The organism is Dethiothermospora halolimnae (genome assembly GCF_037577855.1).
Lineage (GTDB): Bacteria > Bacillota > Clostridia > Tissierellales > VENL01 > Dethiothermospora > Dethiothermospora halolimnae.
On sequence record NZ_JBAKFX010000019.1, the window covers coordinates 1 to 24,975 of the forward strand.

A 24,975-nucleotide genomic window follows, 5' to 3' on the forward strand; every position below is an offset into this window, starting at 1 on the left:
CGTTATATTTTAAATATCATTTGATTACTGTTTGTCAAGGGCGGCTACGGTGGACTTAGTATAATTCCACTGGTTTATCCCAGTATTATCCATAACATTAGTTTTTCATAGAACTTTTTACATTACCCAAAAGCTTAATAGCTTTTAAATTATAAATTTAAAATTACAAATAAAAAAATAATAAGTTAGGGGATTGCCAATCCCCCAACAACTAATGAAAATAACAAACAAAAAGAATGAGTTCCACCTCTACATCACCATGTTTTATTAATTACACCTAACAACAATAAATTTTACTAAAACTTTTTATAAAACTCTTCCATATTTATAGCTTTGTTGGATAGTCTTGACTCTTCTGCTGCGAAGGCCATAATATGACTCTCAACTGAAACATCGGCAGAGGTTAAAGCCTTTCCTTTTTTAGATAAAAGTAAAGAAACAAAGTCATTCATTATACCATTATCTCCTCCACCGTGGCCACCGGCTACTCTCTCAGGAGTTATTATCTTCTTTTCATTAGAACCGAAAATGTTTACTTCTATTTCATTTTTACTATCATCTCCAATAATTTCTCCCTTAGCTCCCATTATTTTAATAAATCTATGAATTCCATTTGTAAATGCACTCAGGTTAAAAGTAATATTAATTCCATCTTCAAATTCCATAATCGTCACCTGGTGATCAGGCACATTATTATCACAGTTAAATACACATCTTCCATAGGGACCTTCTTCCAAAGCTTTTGTAACTGATTCTTCTGTTTGAGCTTCAGTAATAACTGTAGTAGGCCATCCACCTATATAGTTATAGTAAAGCTTCTTTGCTGAAAAAGGACATTTTTCTTCCCCATCACAATCTAAACATCTATCTCCAGCATTTTCAAAGGCATTTTCAGGTTTAAAGTAAGATAATGTACCATATGAGGATATCTTTTTACAGCGTTTTCCTGTTAACCATAATAGTATGTCCATATCATGACAACTCTTTTGCAATATAAGAGGACTTGACTCATCAGAGTTTCTCCAGTTTCCCCTAACAAAGCTATGGGCAAAGTGATAATATCCGATATTTTCACTGTGTTCAATCGACATAACCCGTCCTATAGTTTTATCTTCTATAAGTTTTTTTATAGTACTATAAAATGGAGTATATCTAAGAACATGACATATCATAAATACTCTATTTAATTTTTTTGCAAGTCTTCCCAACTCAACACATTCTTTTGCATCATTGGACATGGGTTTTTCTAAAAGCATATGATAACCTTTTTCAAGAGCTTTTTTAGCTGGCTTATAATGGGTATTATCTGGAGTAGCAATAACTACTGCATCACAGAATCTTTCTTTGTCCAGTAACGGTTCCCATGATTTAAATGCATATTCTTCTTTTATACCATGCTTTTTCATAAACTCTTTTCTTTTAATTTCATTGGGCTCAGCTACAGCCACATATTCTATATCATTTGAATGTTTTAAAGCATAGTTCCCATATACATCCTTTCCTCTTTGACCGGCCCCTATTAAAGCAACTTTTATTTTAGCCATTTTGAATAAACCTCCCCTTTTTAATTGCAATTAATTTATATTAAATATTTCCTTATTTATAAGGATAAATAGTTACCCCTTTTACTACCCTATTTACTATACCATCGGGACTGGGATCATCAGGACTAATCCCTAATTCAATGGATTTATAAAATGAAAAAATCTGGGCTGTTAAAATATAATTAAATATTAAATATGTATCGTCTATAATCTTGATTTTATCTTCATTGATACATATAGTATAGTCCACTAAATCTTCTACTTTTTTATCTAGATAGTGGGATATAGCTACCACCTTTGTATCATTTTTTTCCTTTGACATCTCTTTAAGTAAATCTATCTCATATCCTCTTGTATATTTATCATTTGATAAATATACAACAACTAAAGTATTATCATTTAATATAGATTTAGGACCATGTCTAAAACCTAACGGAGAGTCATAACTTGTTGTGATCTTCCCTCTGGTTAATTCCACCATTTTTAAAGCTGATTCTCTAGCTAGTCCCTTAAGGGAAGATGAGCCTAAGTATACTGCTCTATTAAAATTATTTAGGGAGATTTCCTTTAATCTTTCTATTTCTTCTTTCAAAATCTTTTCTCCATTTGATACTAGATTATTTATGTGTGATTCTATACTATCTAAATTATCAGTATCAAATAATAATAAAGAAGCTAAAACCATTGTTGTAAAACTCCCTGTCATTGCAAATCCTCTATCATTAGAATCTTTAGGCATTGATATTAATAACTTTTTATCATCACTAGAAGATTTTTGAGCTAATTTCCCATTAGGATTACAGGTTACCACCACTTGATATAAATCCTTTATAAGATTTTCCGCTAAATCAACTGTCCCCACACTCTCAGGACTATTCCCAGACCTGGCATATGAGATAAGTAAAGTAGGTATATCTTTATATAAATAATTCTTAGGATTAGATACTATATCAGTTGTTGGTATAGCCTCAACTGTTTTTTCCAGCTTCTTACTTAAAAATGGTGCTACACATTCCCCAACAAAAGCAGAACTCCCAGCTCCAGTTAATATTATTCGTAGTTGTTTATTAGCCAAAACTTTATTTAAGAAACTTTTAATATTTTCTTTATTTTTATTTATTATGTCATAGGTTTCTTTCCATAACCTAGGTTGTTGAATTATCTCTTTAGCTGTTATATATCCTTTTAACTTTTCTAATTCTTCAGGTTTATATTGAAGCATTTGATTCATAATCATTTTCCCTCTTTTTCATTTAATATTTTTGTTATGTCATCATGTGGTTCGTACCAGTTTTATTAAAAATTATTTTTTTAAGACCGCCCTATACTCAAATCGATCCCCTCTTGCAACACTTATGGTATATTCTATTATTCTATTCTTTTCATAGGCTAATCTTTCAATCATTAAACTAGGGATATCTGTAGAAATATTAAGTAACTTAGCATCTTCTTCCTTTGTTTTAACTGCTTTAAAATTCTCTTCTGCCATTGTTAATACAGTATTAAATCTCTTATTAAAAATATCATACATAGGTTCATTCTCTAAGTGTTCTTTAGTTATCCCAGGGAATCTATCGTAGGGTACATAACTTGTTTCTATCATCATCGGTTCCTCATCTGCAAGCCTGATCCTTGTAAATTTATATACTAAGTCTTTAATTTTTCCATTTATTTTTTTTGCAATTTGTTCATTACACTGAATAATATCAAAATCTACTACCTTTGAAGTAGGCTTTTTCCCCAGTTTTTTCATTTCTTCTGTAAAGCTATATATTTTTAATAAGTCTTGGTTAAATCTCTTTGGAGAAACAAATGTACCTTTACCATGTTCCTTATATATGTATCCTTCCTTTTCTAACTCCTGTATTCCTTGGCGTACTGTTGCCCTTGATATACCATATCTTTCACACAATTCCCTCTCTGATGGCAGTTTATCATCTTCCTTAAATTTACCGATTTCTATTCCTTCAATTATTATATCCATTAATTGATAATATAAAGGTATTCTGCTTTTTTTGTTTATAGTCGTCATACTGTTTCTCCCCATATTAAATATTATTTTACGTAACCGTGGTACGTACCAGTTATATGTTTATCTTATTATACATAGATAGTTATGTCAATAGAATTAATCTTTTACCTTTCATATTTAAACCAAGAATATAATCTATAAAATATGCCTATACCTCCTATTATCAATAGAATAATGCCCAAAAGTAATGGTGGATCACTAAAGAATATTAAAGCAATAATAAAAATATTACCTACTACCACATGCAATGTTGCTATATTTGTGTTCAATGGTTCACTTAAGAAAAATTTATTTTGTGTTTTTAGCTCCTTAGCATAACAATCATCATGATAAGTTACAACCTTTAACAAATCCGTAGTTACAACAAAACTCTCTTTAGGATTTATTTCCCCGTAACACCTGTTACAATGGATTTCTTTTTCCATTTTATTCACCTTCTTTAGTCTAATTATATACCATAATAATACAATAGTCAGCCCCTAGGGCTGACTATAATTCTATGAAAGTATCTGCTGTGTACTTTGTATTAACGATGATGTTAAAAAATATATTCCCAATGCAGCTGGGGTTTTAGCTACCAATAAAATAGACATTACCACAGGTATTATAATAGTCTGTTTTGTTAATTTAGGCACCCCACTACTCTTTATAATATTTAGACTACTTAGTATTCCCGGCATTAATTGTATCACCACATATATAATAGGTAATATAAAATATGGATCTGGCAAAGATAATGAAGTCAACCATGGAAATATAACAGTTGAAACATCGGTTATATTATTTTTAAATAGTTTATACATTACCATAAACATTGGCATTTGAAGTATAATCATAAAACATCCCATCATTGACTTTGGATTATCTTTATATAACTTTTGTAGCTCTTGGTTCATTCTATTTTCATCATTTTTATATTTGTCTTTTATTTTGTTAGTCTTAATACTTAAATCCTGCATTAATTCCATTGATTTTTTCTGCTTAATTCTCATAGGTAATAAAATCAAATTAAATAAAATAGTTATTAATATAATTGTTAATCCATAATCATTTGTTATATTATTTACATTATTAAATAAAGCTTGTAACATGTCCATCACAATAAAACATCTCCTTCTAATATTGGTTTAATATTTAAATATTAAACCAATATTAGAATTCCACCGTAAATATCCATATTCGAGTTTTATTATATGTATCATAATGTATAACATATAGATTATTTAAATCCATATATTTTGCATAGTTTATTTTTTTCTTGAAAATATCTATTTTATCGAAAAAAAAGTCTTTATTATCAAAATTGTTTAAAAGGGTAAAAATAGTAAAGAATAATATTAAGATGGAAGATATAAATAGTAATATATCTAGATCAAAAAACATTTAGTCACACCCTTTTTAGTTTAATTATTAACAGTAATTTTATATTAATATATGATAAAAGTCAACAAAGCATTAATAAGTTATAATATATCAATATTATCTTAAACTGTTTATAAAGATATCTAAATACTTTTCACTTTTCTCGTTAATATCGTAGGCTCCATCTTTCATATACCAATCTTGTATAAGTCCCCGTGAAAATACTATTATATAATTACATAAGTCCTTAGATGATATATCTTGTCTTAATATTTTCTCCCGTTGGCCTTCTTTTATAACATCTATTAGAATCTGGTAAAAGGGTCTATCTTCTAAAGTAATGAATTGATTTAATATATTTGTTTGACCTTTAAATATTTCCTTTACTATATCTACTCCAATACCTTCAGCACAATATACGTGATGTTTTATAAACAGTTTTATTTTATCTAATATACTTTTATTTTCCAGTTCATCTAAAACCCTAACTTGATAGTAATCATCAACATCTTTGTAAAGCTGTATAAGTATTTCCTCCTTTGTATTATAATGATGATAGAAGGCTCCCTTTGTAACTCCTGCCCCTTTACATATTTCATTTATTGAAACTCTATTATATCCTTTTTCTTTTATAAGTCCTATAGCTATGTCAAATAGCTTTTCCTTAGTTTTTTTTGCTTTAAGTTCTCTACTTGTATACTTTGCATTTTTCATAAAAACCTCCTGTAAAACTTTGTATATTATATATAATAACATAATTAAGGGTCTGGATACATCCAGACCCTTAATTATTATAAAAAATCTCTTTTTTAATATTATATCATCATAGCTGCATTAAATCCTTCAAATACTGCTTCTGATACTTTCCTTGCTTTTTTAGCATCTCCAACACTATAGACTTGCTTACCATTATTTTTAAGTTTTTTAATAATATCATTATCTAATATGGCATTTCTACCAACGGCATTTACTATAGTATCTGCCTTAGTTTTTACTTTTTGTCCCATTTCATTGACAGTAATAACATGATCTTTATGAATCTCTATTACAGGAACACCAAGATTTACAGAAACTCCATATTGATCAAACAATCCATAGGGTCTTAATAATGATAAACCTGCTAATCCTAAGTCAGGCTGTTTTGATATATCAAATATTGTAACCTTTTTACCCTGCTTTGCCAAATGGAGAGCAGTTTCAGCTCCTACAAATCCTCCACCTACCATGACAACTTCATCTCCTACATTGCATTTTCCTAAAAGTACATCATCAGACATTTCTGCATTTTCAATACCTTCTATAGGAGGAGTTGACTCTTCTGAACCGGTGGCCATTATTACAGCATCAGGATCCATTTTATCTATCAATTCCATATCAGCAGTTGTATTAAACTTTATATCTATATCCAAATCTTTAACTTGCTTTTCATACCATTTTATCAAATCTCCATACCTACTTTTGAAACTAGGTACCGCTGCTATCTCTAAAATACCACCAAGTCTATCGTTTTTTTCAACTAATGTTACATTGTGTCCCCTAAGGGCAGCTGTTTTTGCACTTTCTAAACCAGCTATTCCCCCACCTACAACTAAAACCTCTTTTTTATTTCTAGCCTCTGGTATATCGTCCTCATTTAAGTACTTCCATTCAATACCACTTACAGGATTTACAGCACACCTTAAGCACCTCATATATAATATTCTTCTACCACATTCAACACATTTAACACATGGTTTTATATCCTCTAATTTATTTTCTGTTATTTTTTTTACAAAATTAGGTTCTGCTATAAGCTGTCTACCTATAAATACCATATCAACTATACCATCTTCTAATGCTTTTTCTGCTGCCTCTGGAGTGTTTATACCCCCTCCACTTATAACAGGTACATTTACTGTATTTTTTATTTCCTTTGCTAGATCGAAGAAAACCCCTTCATTCCCATCTAATATGTATGCTGAAGGCACATAAAGATGGATTACATCATCGGTTCCCCCTGTTACATCAAAGGCATCTACTCCAGCCTTTTCTAATCTTAGAGCAGTTTCTTTAGCTTCTTCTAAAGTTATACCACCCTCTATTAACTTATCACCTAAAGACTCATCGGCACATAGTCTATATATAACTGGATAATCTTTACCACATTTTTTCTTTATCGATTTTATTATTTCCTCTGGAAATAAGTTTCTATCTATACCATAGTTATCTATTCTTTTATTAGAATTTGATGATAAGAATTGCATAATTAAATATCCATGGGTTCCATGAACTTGAACCATATCAAAACCTGCCATCTTTGCCCTTCTAGCAGCTTCTGCAAAATCTTCAACATATTCAGTAACTTCTTCCGTTGTTAAGGCCCTAGGAGTTTTTGCAGTTGATATAGGCTTTCCATCTATTCTACCTATTTCACTGGGTCCAACCGATTGTTCTACCCAAGCCTGTACCCCTGAGTGAATAAGTTGAAGTACTGCAATGGAACCGTTATCCTTTATACCATCTGCAAGTCTAGATAAACCGGGTATAAATTTATCATCACTTATATTTATTGAATCGGGAATCTGTAATCCAGTTTCGTTTACATAAGCTCCTTCAACAACTATCATACCAGTGCCACCCTTAGCTCTAGCTTCATAATACTCTATACACTGATCAGTTATTTCTCCATTATGTCCAGCATAAAGAGTAGTCATTGGAGCCATAGCTACCCTATTACCTACTTCCCTATTACCTATTTTAATTGGTTCTAAAATTTTATTAAACTTACTAGTCATATTACTTCCCCCTTAACAAGTTTTAACATACCGTAGTATGTTAATAATAATTTAACATACTACGGTATGTTTGTCAATATATTAACGATATTACTTTAACAACTTTGCAGTTTTAAATAAAAAAACTGAAGGATCATTTAGATCCTTCAGTCATTATACCTTGCAATTATCTTTAGATAAAGTAAGCCAAAACGGTCAATCCTGTAATATATATCTATACTAGTTTTAAATTTTCGTTTCCCTTTAACTTTGCTATCATATTACTAATTAATTTAACCTCTTCTTCTATATCATTTACACTTACCACTTCCGATGGTGAATGCATATATCTTAATGGCAATGAAACTAAAGCTACAGGAACTCCTTTTCCAGTTAATCTTATTTTATCTGCATCGGTACCTGTTCTCCCTGGAGTTAATTCATACTGAATATTTATATCATTAGCTTCAGCAGTACTTTCTAAAAGCCCATTAATCTTTTTATTTATAGGAGCACCCTTTGATAAAACTGGACCATTACCTAATTTTACATCTCCATGTTTCTTTTTATCTAAATTTGGATAATCAGTTCCAAAGGTAACATCACAGGCTATTGCCATATTTGGAGTTATGCCACTTCCTGCAAAGTATGCTCCCCCCATATTGGTTTCTTCATTAACTGTACTTACTGCATACACTCCAACTTTACAGTCCATATTTTTCAATTCTTTTATAACCTCTGCTACTATAAAAGCTCCCGTTCTATTATCTAAACCTCTAGCTGTCATAAGATTATTTTCTAGATAATTATAATCAAAATCGTATATTATATAATCACCTATATTTATTTTTGCTTCAGCCTTTTCCTTATTTTCAAAGCCACAGTCAATATATATATCTTCTATTTTAACTTCTCCCTTTGAACCACCATGATGTTCTGCATTTACTCCTACAACACCATTTACTATTCCATCTTTTGTTAATACCCTAACCCTACTTCCAAGGGCCAATTTAGGATTTATCCCGCCTGCTTTTACTACACTTAAAAAACCATTATCGTCTATGTAATTAACCATAAAAGCTATCTCATCACAATGACCTGCTATCATAACTTTAAACTCTGCATCTGGATTAATAACTGCTATTGCATTTCCTGAAAAGTCTGTCATAGTCTCATCAGCATATTCCTTTACATAATCTAACCATTTTCTCTGTATACTTTCTTCTCCACCGGATGGTGATGGTGTAGATAATAACTCTTCTAAAAACTTCTTTGATTCTATTTTCATAGTTTACACCCCTTTTAAAGTTTAAATTCCTTATATACTATCTTATCATTATATAGACAGAATTTCATTATAATAAAATACTTTAATATTTTTCAGGAATTGAAACAATAAAGTTATTACCATTTTCATCAACAACTAACTTTAAATCACCTCCATATTTATCCACCAATCTTTTAATAATAAATAGACCCAAACCATTACCATTGTCTCCTTTAGTACTAAATCCTTTATTAAATATTTTTTCCCTTATATCCTCAGGTATAATAGGTACATTATTAGTTATTTTAAAAATATAGTACCCTAACTCATAGCTAATCTCTATCTTTAATATTTTCATATCACTATCAGAATTAGTCAATGCATACATAGCATTTTTTATAAGATTAGTTATTATCTTTATAAGATCATATAAATCAATTGGTAATTCTTCTGTTATTTCTATAGTATCTAATTCAACTTCAATATTTTGTTTTTTAGCCTCATTAATTGCAGTACTAATAGTAGCTTCCAATTCCGGTATACCTATTTCATAATTATTATGGATAGCTCTTCCCTCATTGGCTATATTTTTTAAATACTCCATTGCCCTTTCTGAATGTCCCATTTCTAGTAATGCTTGTATAATCTGAAGATGATTCATAAAATCATGTTTATAAATACGAAGCTTTTGATTTAAATTTTCACTGACATTTAATCTATAATTAACCATTTCTTTTTCAGTAACTAATCGGGATAATACTAACACTTCTAAAGTAATAATAATAGCTACAATTACACTAATAATTCCCACTATTTTGAAACTTCCTTTTATTCCTTCTTTAGTGGGTTCTATAAGGCTATCTATTGGAACTAAACTGACTATATTCCATTCCGGGGACTTCATATCGCTTACTCCCAATAAATAATCAGTGCCTTTAATATTTACTTCTTTTACAAAAAGCTCTAGATTATCTCTATTATGTATTGTTATAAAGTTTGACTTTAGTTTTATATATGGTTTAGATATAATAGGCTTAAAAAATTCATTATATATAGATATATCATTATCATCAGTTAAGGCGATGGTACTATATAAACTGATTAGTTCCTCCTTATCTATATCAACAAATATAAATCCAACCACCCCATTGTCAACATCATTTCCCGTCCCCATTAATTTCCCTTCATCGGAGTCCTTTGGAGTAATATGATGTATTTTTTGTACAAGTAAAACTTTATCATCTTGTTTTCCACCTTTAGATAATCTATCTATATTAATGTCTATCCACAACTGTTCCTTGTTATTAATAAGTATTTCATTATACAACTTATCTATAAAAAATTTATCACCATCTATATTTAGTTTGTTTTTAGCAGAAAGCACTTTTCCATCTATGGTTATACATGTTGCATCGTTTATATACTCATTACTATCCACAATCTTTCTAATCTTACTTTTTATATAGGCATCTATTCTCTTCTTATATATAGAAGTATCGTATTTAGCTATAGAAGCCCCGATGGCTAAGTTAGTTGCAAAGCCGTTAACTTCACCGGCAACTTTATTAAGTTCCGATTCTAAAACTTCTCTAGTTTTTATTAGTACTTTTTTAGAAACTTCTATTTTGTCCTTTTTAACCGCATTTATAGTGCCTTCATATATAAAATAAATATTTATTATTATAGGAAAATATATTAATATAAGAAAAAATAAAATAAGCCTAGTTCTTAATCCTCTATTTTTTAAAATATTATTCAAAAATTTCTTCAATCTATCACCCCTAGATAAAAGTATAGACATTTTATACTACTAACTTTCTTACTTGTTACATATTATAATCTTTCTTAATTTATATATGCAATTTCTGTAAATACAAATTTCCTATACATTATATCATATTTCGACAATTCATAATACAGTATATATTTTATAATAATTCCATGTTAGTTAGAATATATACTGTATATTTTGCAACAAATCATCTCATATTTTCATCTATAAACATATTATACCACGACATCTATTATAGTTATCTGTTTTCACGATTATATATTTTTTGATTGTCATTTAATATTATGAAGCTTAGTATTTAAATTTCAGTTGTTAATATTTTGTCTCATTTATTATCACAATAGTTATTACTATTTAAATAATACTCAAATAAAATTTTAGCTTTATTATTGTATTTTAGTCTATTTCATTGGTAATAAGTATAATAACTTATATTAAACCTCTGTAATTTTTCTGATTTTACAAAAAACCCTGAAAATTACTACTTATCATTAAATCATTGATTTTTTTTCTGTATTATGTGAAAATCTATATCGTACTAATTTTAAAGTGAAATAATTTAAAGGAGGAAAACGATGTCAGGAAAACAAAATAACTCAAATAAGTTAACATTAATATCTTTAGTGTTAATGATCTTTACATCAGTATTTGGCTTTGCAAATATGCCTAGATCTTTTTACTTAATGGGATATGGAGCAATTCCTTGGTTTATTCTATCTGCATTAACATTCTTTGTTCCCTTTGCCTTTATGATGTCAGAGTATGGTGCAGCTTTTAAAAGTGAAAAGGGTGGAATTTATTCATGGATGGCAAAATCCGTTAATCCTAAATATGCCTTTGTTGGAACTTTCATGTGGTATGCTTCATATATAATATGGATGGTTAATGTGGGCTCTGGAATATGGGTTGTTGTTTCAAATGCAATATTTGGAAAAGACACAACGGCCTCTTGGTCACTATTTGGGCTAAATTCAACCCAAACATTAGGTATACTAGCTATCGCTTGGATAATCTTAGTAACTTTTGTGTCAACTAAAGGTTTAGATAAGATTAAAAAGATAACATCTGTGGGAGGAACTGCAGTTGCATTATTAAACGTAGTATTACTAGTGGGAGCTATCGCTGTACTAATAGGTAATGGTGGAGATATTGCCCAACCTATTGATTCAGCTAAAGTATTTGTAAAGTCTCCTAACCCATCCTATTTAACTCCAATATCAGTACTATCATTTATAGTTTTTGCTATATTTGCCTATGGTGGTATTGAGGTTACAGGTGGTTTAGTTGACCAAACTGAAAATGCCGATGTTACATTCCCTAAAGGGGTAACAATATCAGCAATTGTTATAGCTGTTGGATATGCAATAGGAATATTCCTTTGTGGTATATTCGTTAATTGGGGAGACTCTCTATCGGGAGAAGGAGTTCATATGGCCAACGTTGCCTATGTAATGATGAATAACCTAGGATTCGAATTGGGACAAGCTTTTGGATTAAGTGAAGCCATCTCAATTACTATGGGAGATTGGATAGCTAGATATGTTGGTATATCAATGTTTTTAGCACTATCTGGAGCCTTCTTTACACTAACTTATTCTCCTCTAAAACAGGTTATAACAGGTACTCCCAAGGAATTATGGCCTAGGAGTATTGCTAAACTTAAAGATGGAATGCCTATAAATGCTATGTGGATTCAATGTACTATCGTTGTAATTATGATCGGTCTTGTATCCTTTGGTGGAGATGCGGCTTCTAAGTTCTTTAATAAATTAGTCTTAATGACTAATGTTGCCATGACACTTCCATATATGTTTATATCAGGAGCTTTTTATTCTTTTAAGAAAAAACAAGAAATTAAGAAACCATTTGAAATATATAAGTCTAAGAAAGGCGCATTAATTGCTACTATAGTAGTTACTTTTGTTGTAGGCTTTGCTGATTTCTTTACAATAATAGAGCCTATGATGAATGGAAGAATTGGTGACACTATATGGAGTATCGCAGGTCCTGCAATTTTTACAGGAATAGCACTAATTATGTATAATAATTATGAAAAGAAAGAGACAAGAAAAAATATAAAACAGGATAAAGTGGCATAGAAAATGTTATAACTCCATTTTGGTTAAAGATATTTGAAAAATAAACTGGGATGACCTAAAGGTCATCCCAGTTTATTTTTTTTTATTATATATCACTCACATTAATAGACATTATGAATAGTATGTACTAGGAAATAGACATCAGGCAAATAACATCTAAAAAAAACAAAACGAGGTGTTTTTATGGCAAAAGTAGAAAATGCAAAGGTTAGTGATGTAGAAGTTTCCGTAACACAAAATGATAATATTGAAACCAGTTGCTGTGGCACAAATGATGTATCAATAAGACAGGGATGTGTTGATGTTAGGGGTAGAAATGTTGAAACTTGTATAAACACACCCGTTAGCCTAGATCCAATTACAACCGGTGCTGTAATAAAGACTCCTGTAGTATTAGCTGAACTCACTGTGCAGTTTAATGTAACATCTAATATTGAATTACCACAAAATGCATTGGAAATTAAAAATATTAAGAAAAAAGTTAAGGTAACCCAATGTATGCTTATCCAAGATACAAATATTCTCTTTATTAGAGGATTTGTTCGTAAAAATATAGATTATTCAACAAGAACATGTGCAAATGAAGAAGGTATATGCGGAAACCTACGCCACTGTACAGTGGATGTACCATTTGAATGTACAACACCAGTTACCTTTAACGGAACAACACCAGCTCCATTTATCCCTACTACTAACCAAGAGTATGAATATTTCAGAACACAAGAATTACCAAATGGTTTTGCTGAAAAAGATAAATTATTATCTGGCGACTTATCTGAATATAATCAAATATCAACTGAATTCTTCAATGAGCTTCCTTACTGTGAACTAATAAGTAGTAGAATAGTTGAATTTGATGAATATATAGACCGTCAAGAGCCAATAGGAACCGCTCCATTTGAAGAAAGAGTATTTAATAACATTGAGCAAAAAATGGTTGTATTCTTAACACTAAAACTATTGCAAAAAAGACAAGTAGCTGTTGATCCCAATGGTGATTTAGCTTAGATTATACCTTTGAGTATCTAGATTTATCTAGATACTCTTTTTTTATTTATATTCTTAAAAAAATTATTTTTCAATACTATATTATGTAACTATATAATATTTGTTAATAATTTTTATAAAAATATTCCTCCAATGTTATATTGTTATCTTTTATTTCTGTTGAAACTTCTTTTCCAATATATCTTATATGCCAAGGTTCATATTTATAGCCGGTAATATCTTCTTTGCCCTCGGGATAACGTATTATAAATCCATGTTTATGGGCATTTTCCCTAAGCCATTTACCTTCCCTAGTTTCACCAAAATATTGGCTTAATCCATAACCTACGGAATTGCTGGTTACATCCATAGCAAGACCTGTTTGATGTTCACTTTCCCCTGGTTTTGCACTAAATTCATTTGCCTTTTTCATACCTTCTCTCATAACCTTTGATGTAAATATATATTTTTGTCGATTATATGATCTATATCCAGATAATCCGTATAGGTTTATATTCTCTTTTTTTCCAGCCCTAAATAGATTCTCAAGAGCTATAGCTGCATCTTTTCTCATTAATTTTTTTTCATGAAATTCTTTAAATGTAAAGTCTATATTGGGAACTACTAAGTTTTCAGGCTTATAATTAGAAGGTAAGCTATTATCCTTATTAATAAGCACTTTTATATCAGATGGATTATCAACTATTATATGGTCTGTTAATATGGCCCTTTTTAAATACTCCATTGTTCTTGGTCCATATATGCCATCATTAATCAATCCATCATATTGGGTTTGAAAATCTAAAATTACAGTTTTAGTTTTTTCATTGTAATCACCATCTTCATTTAAGGAATACCCTAAAACATTTAATGCATTTTGTATTCTTTTTACATGCTCTCCATTACTATTTATATTATAAATACCATGAGGCAGCTGTTCTATCGTATTTATAGTATTATTCTGGGGAATATATATTTTCTGTCCAATATAAATAATGTCATTATTTAACTTATTATATAATTTAAGTTGTTTTATTGTAATATTATACTTATATGCTATTTTGTATAACGCATCTCCCTTTCTCACAATATAAGAATTATCTCTAGGAATTTGTAATCTTTGTCCCACATATATTAAATCATTACTTAATTTATTTACATCTTTTAATTTATATACTGTAGTATTAAAATGGTTAGCTATCTTATATAATGTATCCCCACTTTCTACAGTATATATCCCCTCTCTACTATTATAGGAACCACTAACCGTCGATTGCGCTTTTACTACACTTGAGCTAAAGGGTAATGAAGCTATAAGAATGGAACCAACCATTATATTGATCCCCTTTATTTTTAAATTAGGAAAATTTTTTGTTATATACTTTTTAATTTGTTCCTTTATATTCTGCTTGTAGTTTCCATCAGTAAATTCATTGGAAAATTCAGTTAACCCCTTATCTAAATACAAAATAAGTCTATATCCATCATCCTCTTTTAATAGCTTATGGTCAATAACCCAGTCCATTTTTATCACCTTTTCTCTATATTCTACTGGAGAACGAATTCCCCTCTATATAATCAATGGTTAGATAGATATCTATCTAACCATAATATACATTAAAATTTTCTTTATTGTTGCTTATATTGTGGCTCTTGACTTTGAATATATTGATTTCTTTTCTCTAAAGTTTTAAGGGCAGTATCAAGATCTTGAGCTATTTGTTGGTATTGTTGTTTAGCCTGCTTATCTTGAGTCTCTAGTGCGAATGTCTTCATAGTTGAAGCAGCACTTTGAATTCCTGCAATAGCCTGTTGCATTTGAGTACCTACTGTCATTATATCTCACCTCCCTTCAAATCTACCCCTTTGATTTAAATAATAGAGCCCCAAAAAAACCAAAGATAATAGCAGAAGAAATACCTGCACTGGTAACTTCAAAAATTCCTGTAAGTACCCCCACTAATCCATTGGTTTCTGCCTCTGCAAGGGCACCTTTTACTAAAGAATTACCAAAGCTTACTATTGGTACACTGGCTCCTGCCCCTGCAAATTTTATAAGGGGATCATATAACCCAAGACCTCCTAATATAGTACCCACTACAACTAAAGTACTTGTGGTATGGGCAGGAGTAAGTTTAAAAACATCCATCATTATTTGTGCCACTACACATATACTTCCCCCTACAATAAATGCCCATATAAACTTTTCCATAACTTATCTACACCTCTTCTTCCATCTCTATTGACACTGCATGGGCTATACATGGAATACTTTCTTTTTGTTGGTAGGATAATGGAGATAACAATGCCCCTGTCGCTACTACTAGTATCCTTTTTAATTCTCCCTTTTTCATACGATTAATAAAATGTCCATAGGTAACGGTTGCGGAACATCCACAACCACTTCCCCCTGCTATTACAGGTTGATCATCTTTGTATATTAATATCCCACAGTCAGTAAAAATTTTTTCTGGAATTTTTAAGCCATGATCAATTAATAAATCACCGGCTATTTTGTGCCCTATTTTACCAAGGTCTCCAGTTGCTATAACATCATAATAAGAAGGTTTAATATTTAAATCTCTAAAGTGGGCTTCTATAGTATCCACAGCAGCTGGAGCCATTGCTGATCCCATATTAAAGGGGTCTGATATTCCCATATCAACAACCCTTCCAATAGTAGCAGAAGTTATTTTAGGTCCTTCACCCCTATTTGACAATAATGCAGCTCCAGCCCCAGTTACTGTCCATTGAGCCGTGGGTGGCTTTTGAGAACCATATTCTGTTGGATATCTAAATTGTTTTTCCACCGACGCATTATGACTTGATGCCCCTGCCAAAACATACTGGGCTGATTTACTATCTATTAATAGGCTTCCTAAAGCTAATCCTTCCATAGAACTAGAACATGCACCGAAAATACCAAGATAAGGTGTACCAAGAGTTCTAGCTGTAAAGCTACTGGATATAATCTGGTTCATTAAATCTCCACTTAAAAAAAATTGTATATCTTCCTTCTTCATATTTGCCTTTTCTATAGCTGTTTCACATGCCTCTTCTAGAAGTTTCTTTTCTGCTTTTTCAAAACTATCCTGACCTAGCCATATATCCCCATGTAATAAATCAAAGTCATTTGATAAAGCTCCCTTGGCTTCAAAGGGACCTCCAACAGCAGCGGAAGATAACACTACAGGTTTAGATTCAAATACCCATGTCTGGTTTCCTTTAAGCATTTATATACCACCTAACCCATCTATAACTATTTTTATTATGGCAACCACAAATGCCGAAAAAACTCCAAAAGCCAATACAGAACCTGCAAGTTTAAACATATTTCCTCCCACACCTAACACAAATCCTTCACTTCTATGTTCAATGGATGCAGAAGCTATTGTATTTGCAAACCCTGTAACTGGTATAATAGTACCAGCTCCAGCCCATTGGGCCATATGGTCATATACTCCAAACCCAGTTAATAATACAGTAACTATAATTAACACAGCAACTGTAGGGTTTCCTGCAGTAACCTCTGTAAAATCAAAATATTTAATAAATAACATCTGAATTCCCTGTCCTAATGTACAAATAAATCCACCTACTAAAAATGCCTTTAAACAGTTCTTAAAATAAGACGGCTTAGGCTCCCTCTCTTTAGCAAAGTTTTGATATTTTAATTGAGTAGGTGTTAACTTTTTATTTTTTTTACTAGACATTTTATCACCTTCTACTTTAATAAATATGGCTTTAATTTATTCATTAGTCTCTGTAATTTATCTGCATCCCTTTCATACATATCTTTAGCTTTATCATTTTTAGTCTCTAGAGCATATGTAACTAAATCAGCTTGACACTTTTCAAGGTTTGCATAAACTTGTTCTTTTAATTTAGCTTGGGGTAATTGTATTGAATCGTCAAAAAGATCTATATATAAATCCCCAGAGGAGTCCACCTGACCTATAAAAACATTATCCAAAGAAACTCCCATTCCATTAAGCTGAGTTATTAACCAATTTCTATTCAAGCCAACATTTGTTAATGACTTATCCATTATGTTACCATCTAAAATCACAGTTTGAGATTCAGATTGAGGAGCTACTTTTTCACCTAAGTCATGGGGAGTTACTGGCTTTTTATCTGGTTTTAGTAATACATTCATTTCCCCTGTAGATTCTAATACTGCAAATTCTACATCCGATACATTAAATGCATTTTTAGATCTCAATTCCCTTAAAAGATCTTCTCCTGTAAATCTTACATCCTTCAAGTTTTCCTCCATCACTTTTCCTTGTTTTATTAAAATAGTTTCCTTTCCATATATAAGATCATGGAACATTTTACTCTTTAAAGATAAGTACTCTAGCAGTAACGAAAATAGGAACCACACACCTAGGGCAATAAATCCTATATATATATTGGTAACAACATTAACAGATATTAAAGCTGATATTATTGCAATAATAGAATAACTGGTAAAATGGAAAGGAGTCCCTTTAGTTATCTGTTTCTTTCCCATTATCCGTACCATTACAAACACCAAAACAAATAATGCTAATGATCTTAATAATATTTCAATCCAAAGTTTCATCTTTTATCACCTTAATAGCCTTTATATTGGGGTTCTTCAAATTCTAATTTTTTAATTCTATTTTCTAAGTCTTCTATAATGAATTTTGTGACCTCTATTGATTCTTTGTATATTTTCCTTTCTTCTTTACTCTGGCTTTGAGTTGAATACATTCTTAAAGTTTCTTGGACTCCCTTTAAGCTAGCTAGTGTGTTTTTCACTTGAGAGGATACAGTCATATTTTCATCTCCTTTAATATGTCTCTACTGTATATTGTTATTATTATTCACAGAAAATATTGATTGATAAAAATTGATTACAACCCATATTTTTACACATAGTTTCACTCTAGACTTTAAGAATATAGGCTCCACTAAATGTAAATACTAAAATAGTATGTCATTAAACAGTATATTCCTGGAGGTTTTTATGTCTAAAAAAGCAAAAATTTTATTATTGATAAGTGGATTATTTACCCTTTCCATCGCTTTGTCCAATGTTTTTGTGAATGTATTTCTTTGGAAGAGAACTCAAGATTTTATTATGATTGGAAAATATAATTTAATGCATTATATTTTTATACCCCTAACTTTTATCTTTGCTGGATGGTTATCCAAGAAAAAAAATGGTATATGGCCTTTAAGAATAGGAATAATCTTTTTCTTATTCTTTTTTATTTTTATTTTATTATTAAAGGATAAAGTTACAAACTATATATATTTTCTCGGAATTCTTTTTGGTATTGCATCGGGATTCTACTGGCTTTCATTTAATGTACTTAGTTTTGACTTTACCTCTATTCATAATAGAGATACATTTAATGGTCTATACGGATTTACAGCAGGGATTTCTAATGCAATAGGCCCCCTTGCAGCGGCATATATAATTGAGCATAATAAAAACACTACCGGTTATACAACAGTGTTCGTTATCTCTTTAATTCTATTTATTGTTTTAATATTAATAAGCCTATTACTTAAATCAAAGCACTATGGTGAAACACTATATTTTAAAAAAATATTTATTCAACATAATAACCAGTGGAAAAAATTAAGAAAGGCAAAGGTAGCATGGGGGCTTAGGGATGTTGTGATATTATTCTTAATTAGTATATTAATATATCAATCTACTAAAAGTGAATTGTCCCTAGGAAAACTAACGTTTTTTTCATATATTATATCCTCTGTGGCATATATTACACAACAGAAAATTATTAAACCCCCAAAAAGAAAATTATCACTATATCTGGGGGCATCTTTTATGTTTATAGCTGTTATCAGCTTAATTATAAAGATAGACTATTGGCCCCTAGTTATATATGTAATATTAGATGCTTTATTTGCTCCTTTTTTTATAGTACCTATGTCTTCAGCCACTTTTAATCTATTAAGTGAGAGTCATGAAGAAAACATGAGAATAGAATATATAATTAGTAATGAATTTAGTTTAAATACAGGAAGAATTATTAGTATCACTATATTATTATTGGCATTATCATTTGTGGAAAATAGCAATATATTAAATTACTTTATACTTTTTATAGGAAGCTCCCAGTTTATTTCTCTGTACTTTTTAAAGAAATTAAATATATGGAAACATTAGAAAAAAGGCGCCTCTGGCGCTTCTTTGTTCTGTACAAGGTGCAAGGTACAGAGAACAAGGATTCAAAATAATTCTATAATTAAATCATTGTTATAAAACTATATCCTAATTTTAATCCATAATAAATTATTATAACTCCACAAACCACATTAATTACCTTTAGTATTTTAGTATTAAAAAAGTTTTTAAACATAGTCACTATTGTGGTAATACCGATAAACCATGAGAATGATGCCAATGCTACACCTATAATAAAAAGTTTAGCATTTGATGAAGAAAGGGATGCTCTAAAACCCCCTAATAATAGGGAACCATCTATTAATGCCTGGGGATTTAACCATGTTATAGCAAAACAAGTAAAGGCTACCCCTTTTAAAGATTTGTTAACATCCACATCTTTTTTTAAATCTACCTTACTGGTTATCAATTGTATTCCAATATAAATTACAACTATACTTCCTACTAATAATATAACCGATTCTAACATTCTAAATTTTTCTAATATTATTCCAACACCAAAAAAGCAAGCTAAAGCTAATGATATATCAAAAAAAATAGTTATTAAAGCCACTTGATAGGCTCTAGCTTTACCTCTACTTACTCCAGTATTTATTACATACATATTTTGCATACCAATTGGAGCCACATAGGCAAGTCCCAACATAAAACCTTGAAATAAATAATTAAACATTTAATATCCCCCTTATAACTTACTAAATAACCTAATTCTATATATTATATTATCATAAAGTTAAAAGAAACATAACTTTATAGAGTTAAACTCTTTATACTTATACCATAATTCTTTTCTTCTTTATCAATGATACTAATAGTACCAAAATAGGTATAACTATCTGAAAGGGTATTGAATAATATGGGTATATCTCCTTAGCGGTTTTAAACATTTCTGGGACACTATCATAAATCCACATAGTTAGAGAAGTAATAAAAGCACATAACACAAAAATAAATGGTTTATAGTCTTCTAAGCTAAAAACTTGCTCTATTCCCTTTAAAGCTCCATAAATACATGGAATCACCATGGCTCCCCCTGATATTAATAGGTTTGTAGATAATATAGGTTCCAGTGCCACGTTTGGAATTAGACTTCCAACTATATGGGTGGGAAAAGTTGTTCTAAATAATAGATCTGGACCTAAAACCAATATTTCCCTTAAAATAGTACTAAGCAAAAAGGCACCTCCAAAAAACACTGAAAAAAAAGTAGCTTTTGCAAGCTTATCTCTTCTATGTACTGCTGGAAATATCATTGAAAATACTATTAACTCTCCAAAGGGAAAAGTCATAATAGAATATCCTACACTGATTACTGGGCTCCATCCATTTTCTAACACTGGCAATAGATTCTTAAAGTTATATTCCTTTATTAAAAAAAATCCTGTTATTACAGTGAAAATCAATAAAAAAGATATAACAAATGCAAGTAAACGGGCTGTTACCTCTAGTCCACTCCTAATTATATATATTACCGTTATTACGGAAAGAATCAATGGAAATAAAAGTGGAGTCTCTGGATAATTAACCACAACCATATATTCCATAAATGAACGAAACACCAATGCTGAAATATGAATAAAATACCATATATATAATATTCCTAAAAAACTTCCTCCATATTTCCCAAAGGAATCTTTTAATATTTCTATTAATGTTTTAGAAGGATTAAGATAATATATTAATAAATAAATTCCTATTAATATAAAGCCACCTATCCATCCAAAAATAAAAGCAATCCATCCATCTTGGAGTGCAGCCCTTGCTGGATTCATAATACTAAAGTCTCCAAATATAAAACCAATTATCATTAAGCCCAGTTGCATAGGTGTTATCTTTATATTTCGGTTCAACTAAATCACCCCTAATATTCCTTCCACAATGCCTCTTATTACTTTAGTAGGTAACATAGGAAACCTACCTAAAATCTGTAATAAACTTGACACAAGTCCTATGGTTAAAATAAATAAGTAGACTAGTTTTACCCTTTTCTTTCTTTTAGATTTATATATTAAGGGCAAGTCTAAAAACAATATTAATAAATACGCACTTAATAGAGCTATAATTTTTAAAAACATTATTTATCTTCCCCTTATTTAGGTGTAGTGGGACTTGTAACAAGACCTGTTCTTTTAATTTTCACTTTTACATTTACTTCTGTATTTATTTTACTAAATTCCTCATTCCAATTCTTTTCTATAGTATTCCAATAATGTGAATACCTTTTATGTACTAATTTATTAAATCCTAGGAAATCACTGTTATACTTTTTTTGAGCTATGTTTATTAATTCCCCTATTTCTTTTTTAATTTTATTTTCTACTTCTATTTCAAGTTTTTTTAACATTTTTTCATTGCTTAAATCATAGGGGCTTTGCTGTCCTCCTATGTTACCATTTGCATCTATGTCTATAATGATCTTAATATCTTTTTTTCTATTAATTACCTTTCTACTTCCCTTTAGTTTAAAAATTTCAATTGATACTTTTTTTCCTTTTTCAATTGGATCATTAACATTTATAATAGTGTCTTTTACTTTATTGTTCATCATTAGATATGCCCTTGTTTCTTTTCCACTAAGCCACCCCACAAGTTTATGATTTTTTAATATGGCCGAACCCTCTGCCTCTAAATTACTAACTTTTTTAATATTTTCTTTATTATTAGGTTTTATTACCCCTAATAATGGATCCTGCCCTGGTCTGTTCATAGCCCTTAACATATCTATAAATAGAGTCTTATTAATTTTAGAGTTAGCTTCACTGTTCTTTATTATAGTTTCTATATGGATAGCCGATAAATCTTCAAGGTCACTTTTAGCTTTTAGCACTTTTTTTGCTGATATTCCCTTTGAAATTAAAACATAAGGAGTAAGTTTTAATTCATGATCCCTTTCAAAAAAATTAACAGTTTCAATAATTCCCTCCTTTGCTAATTCTTCTCCTATCACCATCAATTTAACATGACCAAAGAAGGGCTTACGATTTACAACCTTTAATTGATTTCTTATTGCTTCAAATACCGTATCCCCTTTATAGCTATTAGTCCAAGCTAAATTTTCTGAATTTCCAGAGCCACTATTACCTTCATTTTCCTTTATTTTAGCAATTTGCAAAGTAACTTCAATCTTATTATTCTCTGTCTTATCAAGTCCCACAGCTACGACTATGGACCTTTCGTTTATATCACTTTTATTCCAACATCCTGTTACTAAGATTGTAATCATGGAGTAAACAATAATAAATTTTGTTTTCTTTATCATACTAATCCTCTTTCCTTTTATTCCTTAATTTCATTCTATATTTTCCATCATTAGAATTCTCCCATGCCAGTGGTCTAGGCCTGGTAAACATCATCCAAATAGGTAACCTTATAAAACTATCCTTATAACTTCTAGGATCTAATGTTACCATAGGATACATATATAATACCCCAAAGGATTTCAACTGGAATAAATGGGTTGTTATTATTATTGCTACTAAAAAAATTCCCATATAGCCTAAAAGATTAGCACCTATTAAAAGAAAAATCCTTAATAAAGGTATAACTCCCCCTAAAGACGGAACAATAAATGTACATATGGCTGTAAGGGCTGTAATTATTATCATAAGATTACTGGCTATCCCGGCCTTTACTGCTGCTTCTCCAAGAATTAATGCACCAACTATACTAACAGCCTGGCCCACAGGCTTTGGCATTCTAACACCTGCTTCCCTTAATAATTCAAATGCCGTTAGCATTACTAAAGCCTCCACAAATGGACTAAAGGGTATACCTTCCCTAGACTTTGCCATAGACATCAGTAGTTTAAAAGGAATAGACTGGGGATGATATGAAATAAATGCTACATAAAATGCCGGTAATGTTATGGTTATCAATAAAGCTATTACCCTAAAAATTCTAATCATAGTTACAAAGTGGGGTTTTGAATAATAGTCTTCACTGGTTTGAAGGGCTTCTATAAATAGTCTGGGAACCGTTAATACAAAAGGAGTACCATCACATATTATAGCTACCCTACCTTCTAATATTTTTCCTGCCACCTTATCGGGTCTTTCGCTATTTCCTATCTGGGGAAAGGGTGAAAGGGGGTTATCTTCTATAAATTCTTCAATATAGCCGGACTCTAAAATACCATCTATCTTTATTTTGTTTAATCTTTTTTTCACTTCCCCTATTATATCTTTCCGGGCAAGACCTTTTATATAGCATATGCTAACTTCAGTTCTAGTTTTTTCTCCCAATACCATTGATTCTATTTTAAAGTTAGGATCCTTTATTATTCTTCTTAATAGGGCAGTATTGCTTCTCAATGTTTCAGTAAATCCTTCCCTAGGTCCTCTAACCACTGATTCCGTTTGGGGTTCTTCTATTCCCCTAGACTCCCATCCCTTTGCGCCTATTTTTAATACAGTACTATATCCATCAATATATAAGATTGTTTTACCTTCTACAATACTATTCAAAACATTATTAAAATCATAAATATATTCCACTTCTGCTGTATGTAATATTTCTTCATTTATAAAAGTTAGCTTATCCTTTTGATTAATATTATACTTTTCTTTAAATTGAGTCATTAAAGGATTTAGAATATTTTTATTAATGATCTCGTGATTAGACAAACCATCTATATAGACTAATAGAACTTTAGTATCATCATCTATCTTCACCGTTCTTACAACAATATCACTACAATCTTCAAATTTCTGGGATAACTTAAGCTTCATTTCTTTTAAAGTTTTAGGTATCTCTTTATCATATTTATTCTCTTTTTTTAGTCCATCTCTATGGTTCTCAGATTTATATTTAAGATAATTAATTATCCTTACAATCTTTTTAAACAATACCTTCACCTCTATATTATCTAAATCCCTAATCATCAATTCATTGTAAATTTTTCTTTTCTAACTTATGTTCTTTCCATTCCTAGATACAGAAAAATTAATTGACGTCCA

25 protein-coding genes are annotated in these 24,975 nt (G+C 30.3%); 3 read left to right on the top strand and 22 right to left on the bottom strand.

From position 1 onward, the window contains the following. Positions 1–296: 296 nt before the first annotated feature. From V6137_RS09285 to V6137_RS09330, 10 genes are all read right to left on the bottom strand, one after another. Positions 297–1,544, bottom strand: coding sequence for a Gfo/Idh/MocA family protein (locus V6137_RS09285; protein WP_425447642.1), 1,248 nt, complete (start codon positions 1,542–1,544; stop codon positions 297–299). 52 nt (positions 1,545–1,596) lie between these two features. Then, on the bottom strand, positions 1,597–2,781 hold the full coding sequence (locus V6137_RS09290) for an SIS domain-containing protein (RefSeq protein ID WP_425447643.1): 1,185 nt from the start codon (positions 2,779–2,781) through the stop codon (positions 1,597–1,599). Between the two features lie 66 nt (positions 2,782–2,847). Then, positions 2,848–3,576 (bottom strand): GntR family transcriptional regulator, encoded by a 729-nt coding sequence (locus V6137_RS09295; protein WP_425447644.1) that lies wholly within the window; start codon positions 3,574–3,576, stop codon positions 2,848–2,850. 104 nt (positions 3,577–3,680) lie between these two features. Further along, positions 3,681–4,001: a hypothetical protein gene (locus V6137_RS09300; RefSeq protein WP_425447645.1), complete on the bottom strand. Its 321-nt coding sequence runs from the start codon at positions 3,999–4,001 to the stop codon at positions 3,681–3,683. A gap of 72 nt (positions 4,002–4,073) precedes the next feature. Next, entirely contained in the window at positions 4,074–4,673 is a 600-nt protein-coding gene (locus V6137_RS09305; RefSeq protein WP_425447703.1) for a YidC/Oxa1 family membrane protein insertase, read from the bottom strand. Positions 4,674–4,728: 55 nt separating this feature from the next. Next, entirely contained in the window at positions 4,729–4,959 is a 231-nt protein-coding gene (locus tag V6137_RS09310; RefSeq protein WP_425447646.1) for a hypothetical protein, read from the bottom strand. 96 nt (positions 4,960–5,055) lie between these two features. Then, a complete protein-coding gene (locus tag V6137_RS09315; protein WP_425447647.1) occupies positions 5,056–5,652 on the bottom strand; it encodes a TetR/AcrR family transcriptional regulator in 597 nt (198 codons plus the stop codon). Between the two features lie 101 nt (positions 5,653–5,753). Beyond that, positions 5,754–7,712: an oxidoreductase gene (locus V6137_RS09320; protein WP_425447648.1), complete on the bottom strand. Its 1,959-nt coding sequence runs from the start codon at positions 7,710–7,712 to the stop codon at positions 5,754–5,756. Between the two features lie 214 nt (positions 7,713–7,926). Continuing rightward, complete coding sequence (locus tag V6137_RS09325) at positions 7,927–8,979, bottom strand: M20/M25/M40 family metallo-hydrolase (protein WP_425447649.1); 1,053 nt, start codon at positions 8,977–8,979, stop codon at positions 7,927–7,929. Positions 8,980–9,061: 82 nt separating this feature from the next. Further along, the gene (locus tag V6137_RS09330; protein WP_425447650.1) at positions 9,062–10,729 is read right to left on the bottom strand and encodes an ATP-binding protein; all 1,668 of its coding nucleotides are present in this window, start codon (positions 10,727–10,729) and stop codon (positions 9,062–9,064) included. A gap of 596 nt (positions 10,730–11,325) precedes the next feature. Here V6137_RS09330 and yjeM point away from each other — a divergent pair. Both yjeM and V6137_RS09340 read left to right on the top strand, forming a co-directional pair. Continuing rightward, complete coding sequence (gene yjeM / locus V6137_RS09335) at positions 11,326–12,849, top strand: glutamate/gamma-aminobutyrate family transporter YjeM (protein ID WP_425447651.1); 1,524 nt, start codon at positions 11,326–11,328, stop codon at positions 12,847–12,849. A gap of 183 nt (positions 12,850–13,032) precedes the next feature. Continuing rightward, positions 13,033–13,857 carry a CsxC family protein gene (locus V6137_RS09340; protein ID WP_425447652.1) on the top strand — a complete coding sequence of 275 codons (825 nt, stop codon included), beginning with the start codon at positions 13,033–13,035 and terminating at the stop codon, positions 13,855–13,857. Between the two features lie 103 nt (positions 13,858–13,960). Here V6137_RS09340 and V6137_RS09345 read toward each other — a convergent pair whose 3' ends face one another. The 7 genes from V6137_RS09345 to V6137_RS09375 form a co-directional block, all read right to left on the bottom strand. Then, positions 13,961–15,361 carry a D-alanyl-D-alanine carboxypeptidase family protein gene (locus V6137_RS09345; RefSeq protein WP_425447653.1) on the bottom strand — a complete coding sequence of 467 codons (1,401 nt, stop codon included), beginning with the start codon at positions 15,359–15,361 and terminating at the stop codon, positions 13,961–13,963. A gap of 104 nt (positions 15,362–15,465) precedes the next feature. Then, complete coding sequence (locus tag V6137_RS09350; RefSeq protein ID WP_425447654.1) at positions 15,466–15,672, bottom strand: DUF1657 domain-containing protein; 207 nt, start codon at positions 15,670–15,672, stop codon at positions 15,466–15,468. A gap of 22 nt (positions 15,673–15,694) precedes the next feature. Next, on the bottom strand, positions 15,695–16,048 hold the full coding sequence (spoVAE, locus tag V6137_RS09355; protein ID WP_425447655.1) for a stage V sporulation protein AE: 354 nt from the start codon (positions 16,046–16,048) through the stop codon (positions 15,695–15,697). Positions 16,049–16,055: 7 nt separating this feature from the next. Then, positions 16,056–17,069 (bottom strand): stage V sporulation protein AD, encoded by a 1,014-nt coding sequence (gene spoVAD, locus V6137_RS09360; protein WP_425447656.1) that lies wholly within the window; start codon positions 17,067–17,069, stop codon positions 16,056–16,058. Then, the gene (spoVAC, locus tag V6137_RS09365; RefSeq protein WP_425447657.1) at positions 17,070–17,549 is read right to left on the bottom strand and encodes a stage V sporulation protein AC; all 480 of its coding nucleotides are present in this window, start codon (positions 17,547–17,549) and stop codon (positions 17,070–17,072) included. 11 nt (positions 17,550–17,560) lie between these two features. Further along, a complete protein-coding gene (locus V6137_RS09370; RefSeq protein WP_425447658.1) occupies positions 17,561–18,421 on the bottom strand; it encodes a DUF421 domain-containing protein in 861 nt (286 codons plus the stop codon). Between the two features lie 11 nt (positions 18,422–18,432). Next, on the bottom strand, positions 18,433–18,639 hold the full coding sequence (locus V6137_RS09375; RefSeq protein WP_425447659.1) for a DUF1657 domain-containing protein: 207 nt from the start codon (positions 18,637–18,639) through the stop codon (positions 18,433–18,435). A gap of 190 nt (positions 18,640–18,829) precedes the next feature. Between V6137_RS09375 and V6137_RS09380 the strand changes: the two genes are divergently transcribed. Next, positions 18,830–20,002: an MFS transporter gene (locus tag V6137_RS09380; RefSeq protein ID WP_425447660.1), complete on the top strand. Its 1,173-nt coding sequence runs from the start codon at positions 18,830–18,832 to the stop codon at positions 20,000–20,002. Between the two features lie 79 nt (positions 20,003–20,081). On the opposite strand, the gene V6137_RS09385 is transcribed toward V6137_RS09380, so the two are convergent. From V6137_RS09385 to V6137_RS09405, 5 genes are all read right to left on the bottom strand, one after another. Next, complete coding sequence (locus V6137_RS09385; RefSeq protein ID WP_425447661.1) at positions 20,082–20,693, bottom strand: LysE/ArgO family amino acid transporter; 612 nt, start codon at positions 20,691–20,693, stop codon at positions 20,082–20,084. A 100-nt stretch (positions 20,694–20,793) separates the two neighbouring features. Further along, positions 20,794–21,870 (bottom strand): GerAB/ArcD/ProY family transporter, encoded by a 1,077-nt coding sequence (locus V6137_RS09390; protein WP_425447662.1) that lies wholly within the window; start codon positions 21,868–21,870, stop codon positions 20,794–20,796. Continuing rightward, a complete protein-coding gene (locus V6137_RS09395; RefSeq protein ID WP_425447663.1) occupies positions 21,871–22,095 on the bottom strand; it encodes a hypothetical protein in 225 nt (74 codons plus the stop codon). 14 nt (positions 22,096–22,109) lie between these two features. Beyond that, positions 22,110–23,279, bottom strand: coding sequence for a Ger(x)C family spore germination protein (locus tag V6137_RS09400; protein ID WP_425447664.1), 1,170 nt, complete (start codon positions 23,277–23,279; stop codon positions 22,110–22,112). Between the two features lies 1 nt (position 23,280). Beyond that, positions 23,281–24,900, bottom strand: a complete 1,620-nt coding sequence (locus tag V6137_RS09405) for a spore germination protein (protein ID WP_425447665.1) — start codon at positions 24,898–24,900, stop codon at positions 23,281–23,283. Positions 24,901–24,975: the final 75 nt, after the last annotated feature.

What these genes read in the sequence shown, in the direction of transcription:
- V6137_RS09350 (WP_425447654.1), bottom strand. Translation starts at nt 15,672, where the DNA reads ATGACAGTAGGTACTCAAATGCAACAGGCTATTGCAGGAATTCAAAGT.
- V6137_RS09375 (WP_425447659.1), bottom strand. Translation starts at nt 18,639, where the DNA reads ATGACTGTATCCTCTCAAGTGAAAAACACACTAGCTAGCTTAAAGGGA.
- V6137_RS09345 (WP_425447653.1), bottom strand. Translation starts at nt 15,361, where the DNA reads ATGGACTGGGTTATTGACCATAAGCTATTAAAAGAGGATGATGGATAT.
- V6137_RS09380 (WP_425447660.1), top strand. Translation starts at nt 18,830, where the DNA reads ATGTCTAAAAAAGCAAAAATTTTATTATTGATAAGTGGATTATTTACC.
- spoVAE (WP_425447655.1), bottom strand. Translation starts at nt 16,048, where the DNA reads ATGGAAAAGTTTATATGGGCATTTATTGTAGGGGGAAGTATATGTGTA.
- spoVAD (WP_425447656.1), bottom strand. Translation starts at nt 17,069, where the DNA reads ATGCTTAAAGGAAACCAGACATGGGTATTTGAATCTAAACCTGTAGTG.
- V6137_RS09310 (WP_425447646.1), bottom strand. Translation starts at nt 4,959, where the DNA reads ATGTTTTTTGATCTAGATATATTACTATTTATATCTTCCATCTTAATA.
- V6137_RS09290 (WP_425447643.1), bottom strand. Translation starts at nt 2,781, where the DNA reads ATGATTATGAATCAAATGCTTCAATATAAACCTGAAGAATTAGAAAAG.
- V6137_RS09315 (WP_425447647.1), bottom strand. Translation starts at nt 5,652, where the DNA reads ATGAAAAATGCAAAGTATACAAGTAGAGAACTTAAAGCAAAAAAAACT.
- V6137_RS09285 (WP_425447642.1), bottom strand. Translation starts at nt 1,544, where the DNA reads ATGGCTAAAATAAAAGTTGCTTTAATAGGGGCCGGTCAAAGAGGAAAG.
- yjeM (WP_425447651.1), top strand. Translation starts at nt 11,326, where the DNA reads ATGTCAGGAAAACAAAATAACTCAAATAAGTTAACATTAATATCTTTA.
- V6137_RS09405 (WP_425447665.1), bottom strand. Translation starts at nt 24,900, where the DNA reads ATGATTAGGGATTTAGATAATATAGAGGTGAAGGTATTGTTTAAAAAG.
- V6137_RS09400 (WP_425447664.1), bottom strand. Translation starts at nt 23,279, where the DNA reads ATGATAAAGAAAACAAAATTTATTATTGTTTACTCCATGATTACAATC.
- V6137_RS09325 (WP_425447649.1), bottom strand. Translation starts at nt 8,979, where the DNA reads ATGAAAATAGAATCAAAGAAGTTTTTAGAAGAGTTATTATCTACACCA.
- V6137_RS09300 (WP_425447645.1), bottom strand. Translation starts at nt 4,001, where the DNA reads ATGGAAAAAGAAATCCATTGTAACAGGTGTTACGGGGAAATAAATCCT.
- spoVAC (WP_425447657.1), bottom strand. Translation starts at nt 17,549, where the DNA reads ATGTCTAGTAAAAAAAATAAAAAGTTAACACCTACTCAATTAAAATAT.
- V6137_RS09305 (WP_425447703.1), bottom strand. Translation starts at nt 4,673, where the DNA reads ATGGACATGTTACAAGCTTTATTTAATAATGTAAATAATATAACAAAT.
- V6137_RS09295 (WP_425447644.1), bottom strand. Translation starts at nt 3,576, where the DNA reads ATGACGACTATAAACAAAAAAAGCAGAATACCTTTATATTATCAATTA.
- V6137_RS09385 (WP_425447661.1), bottom strand. Translation starts at nt 20,693, where the DNA reads ATGTTTAATTATTTATTTCAAGGTTTTATGTTGGGACTTGCCTATGTG.
- V6137_RS09395 (WP_425447663.1), bottom strand. Translation starts at nt 22,095, where the DNA reads ATGTTTTTAAAAATTATAGCTCTATTAAGTGCGTATTTATTAATATTG.
- V6137_RS09340 (WP_425447652.1), top strand. Translation starts at nt 13,033, where the DNA reads ATGGCAAAAGTAGAAAATGCAAAGGTTAGTGATGTAGAAGTTTCCGTA.
- V6137_RS09320 (WP_425447648.1), bottom strand. Translation starts at nt 7,712, where the DNA reads ATGACTAGTAAGTTTAATAAAATTTTAGAACCAATTAAAATAGGTAAT.
- V6137_RS09370 (WP_425447658.1), bottom strand. Translation starts at nt 18,421, where the DNA reads ATGAAACTTTGGATTGAAATATTATTAAGATCATTAGCATTATTTGTT.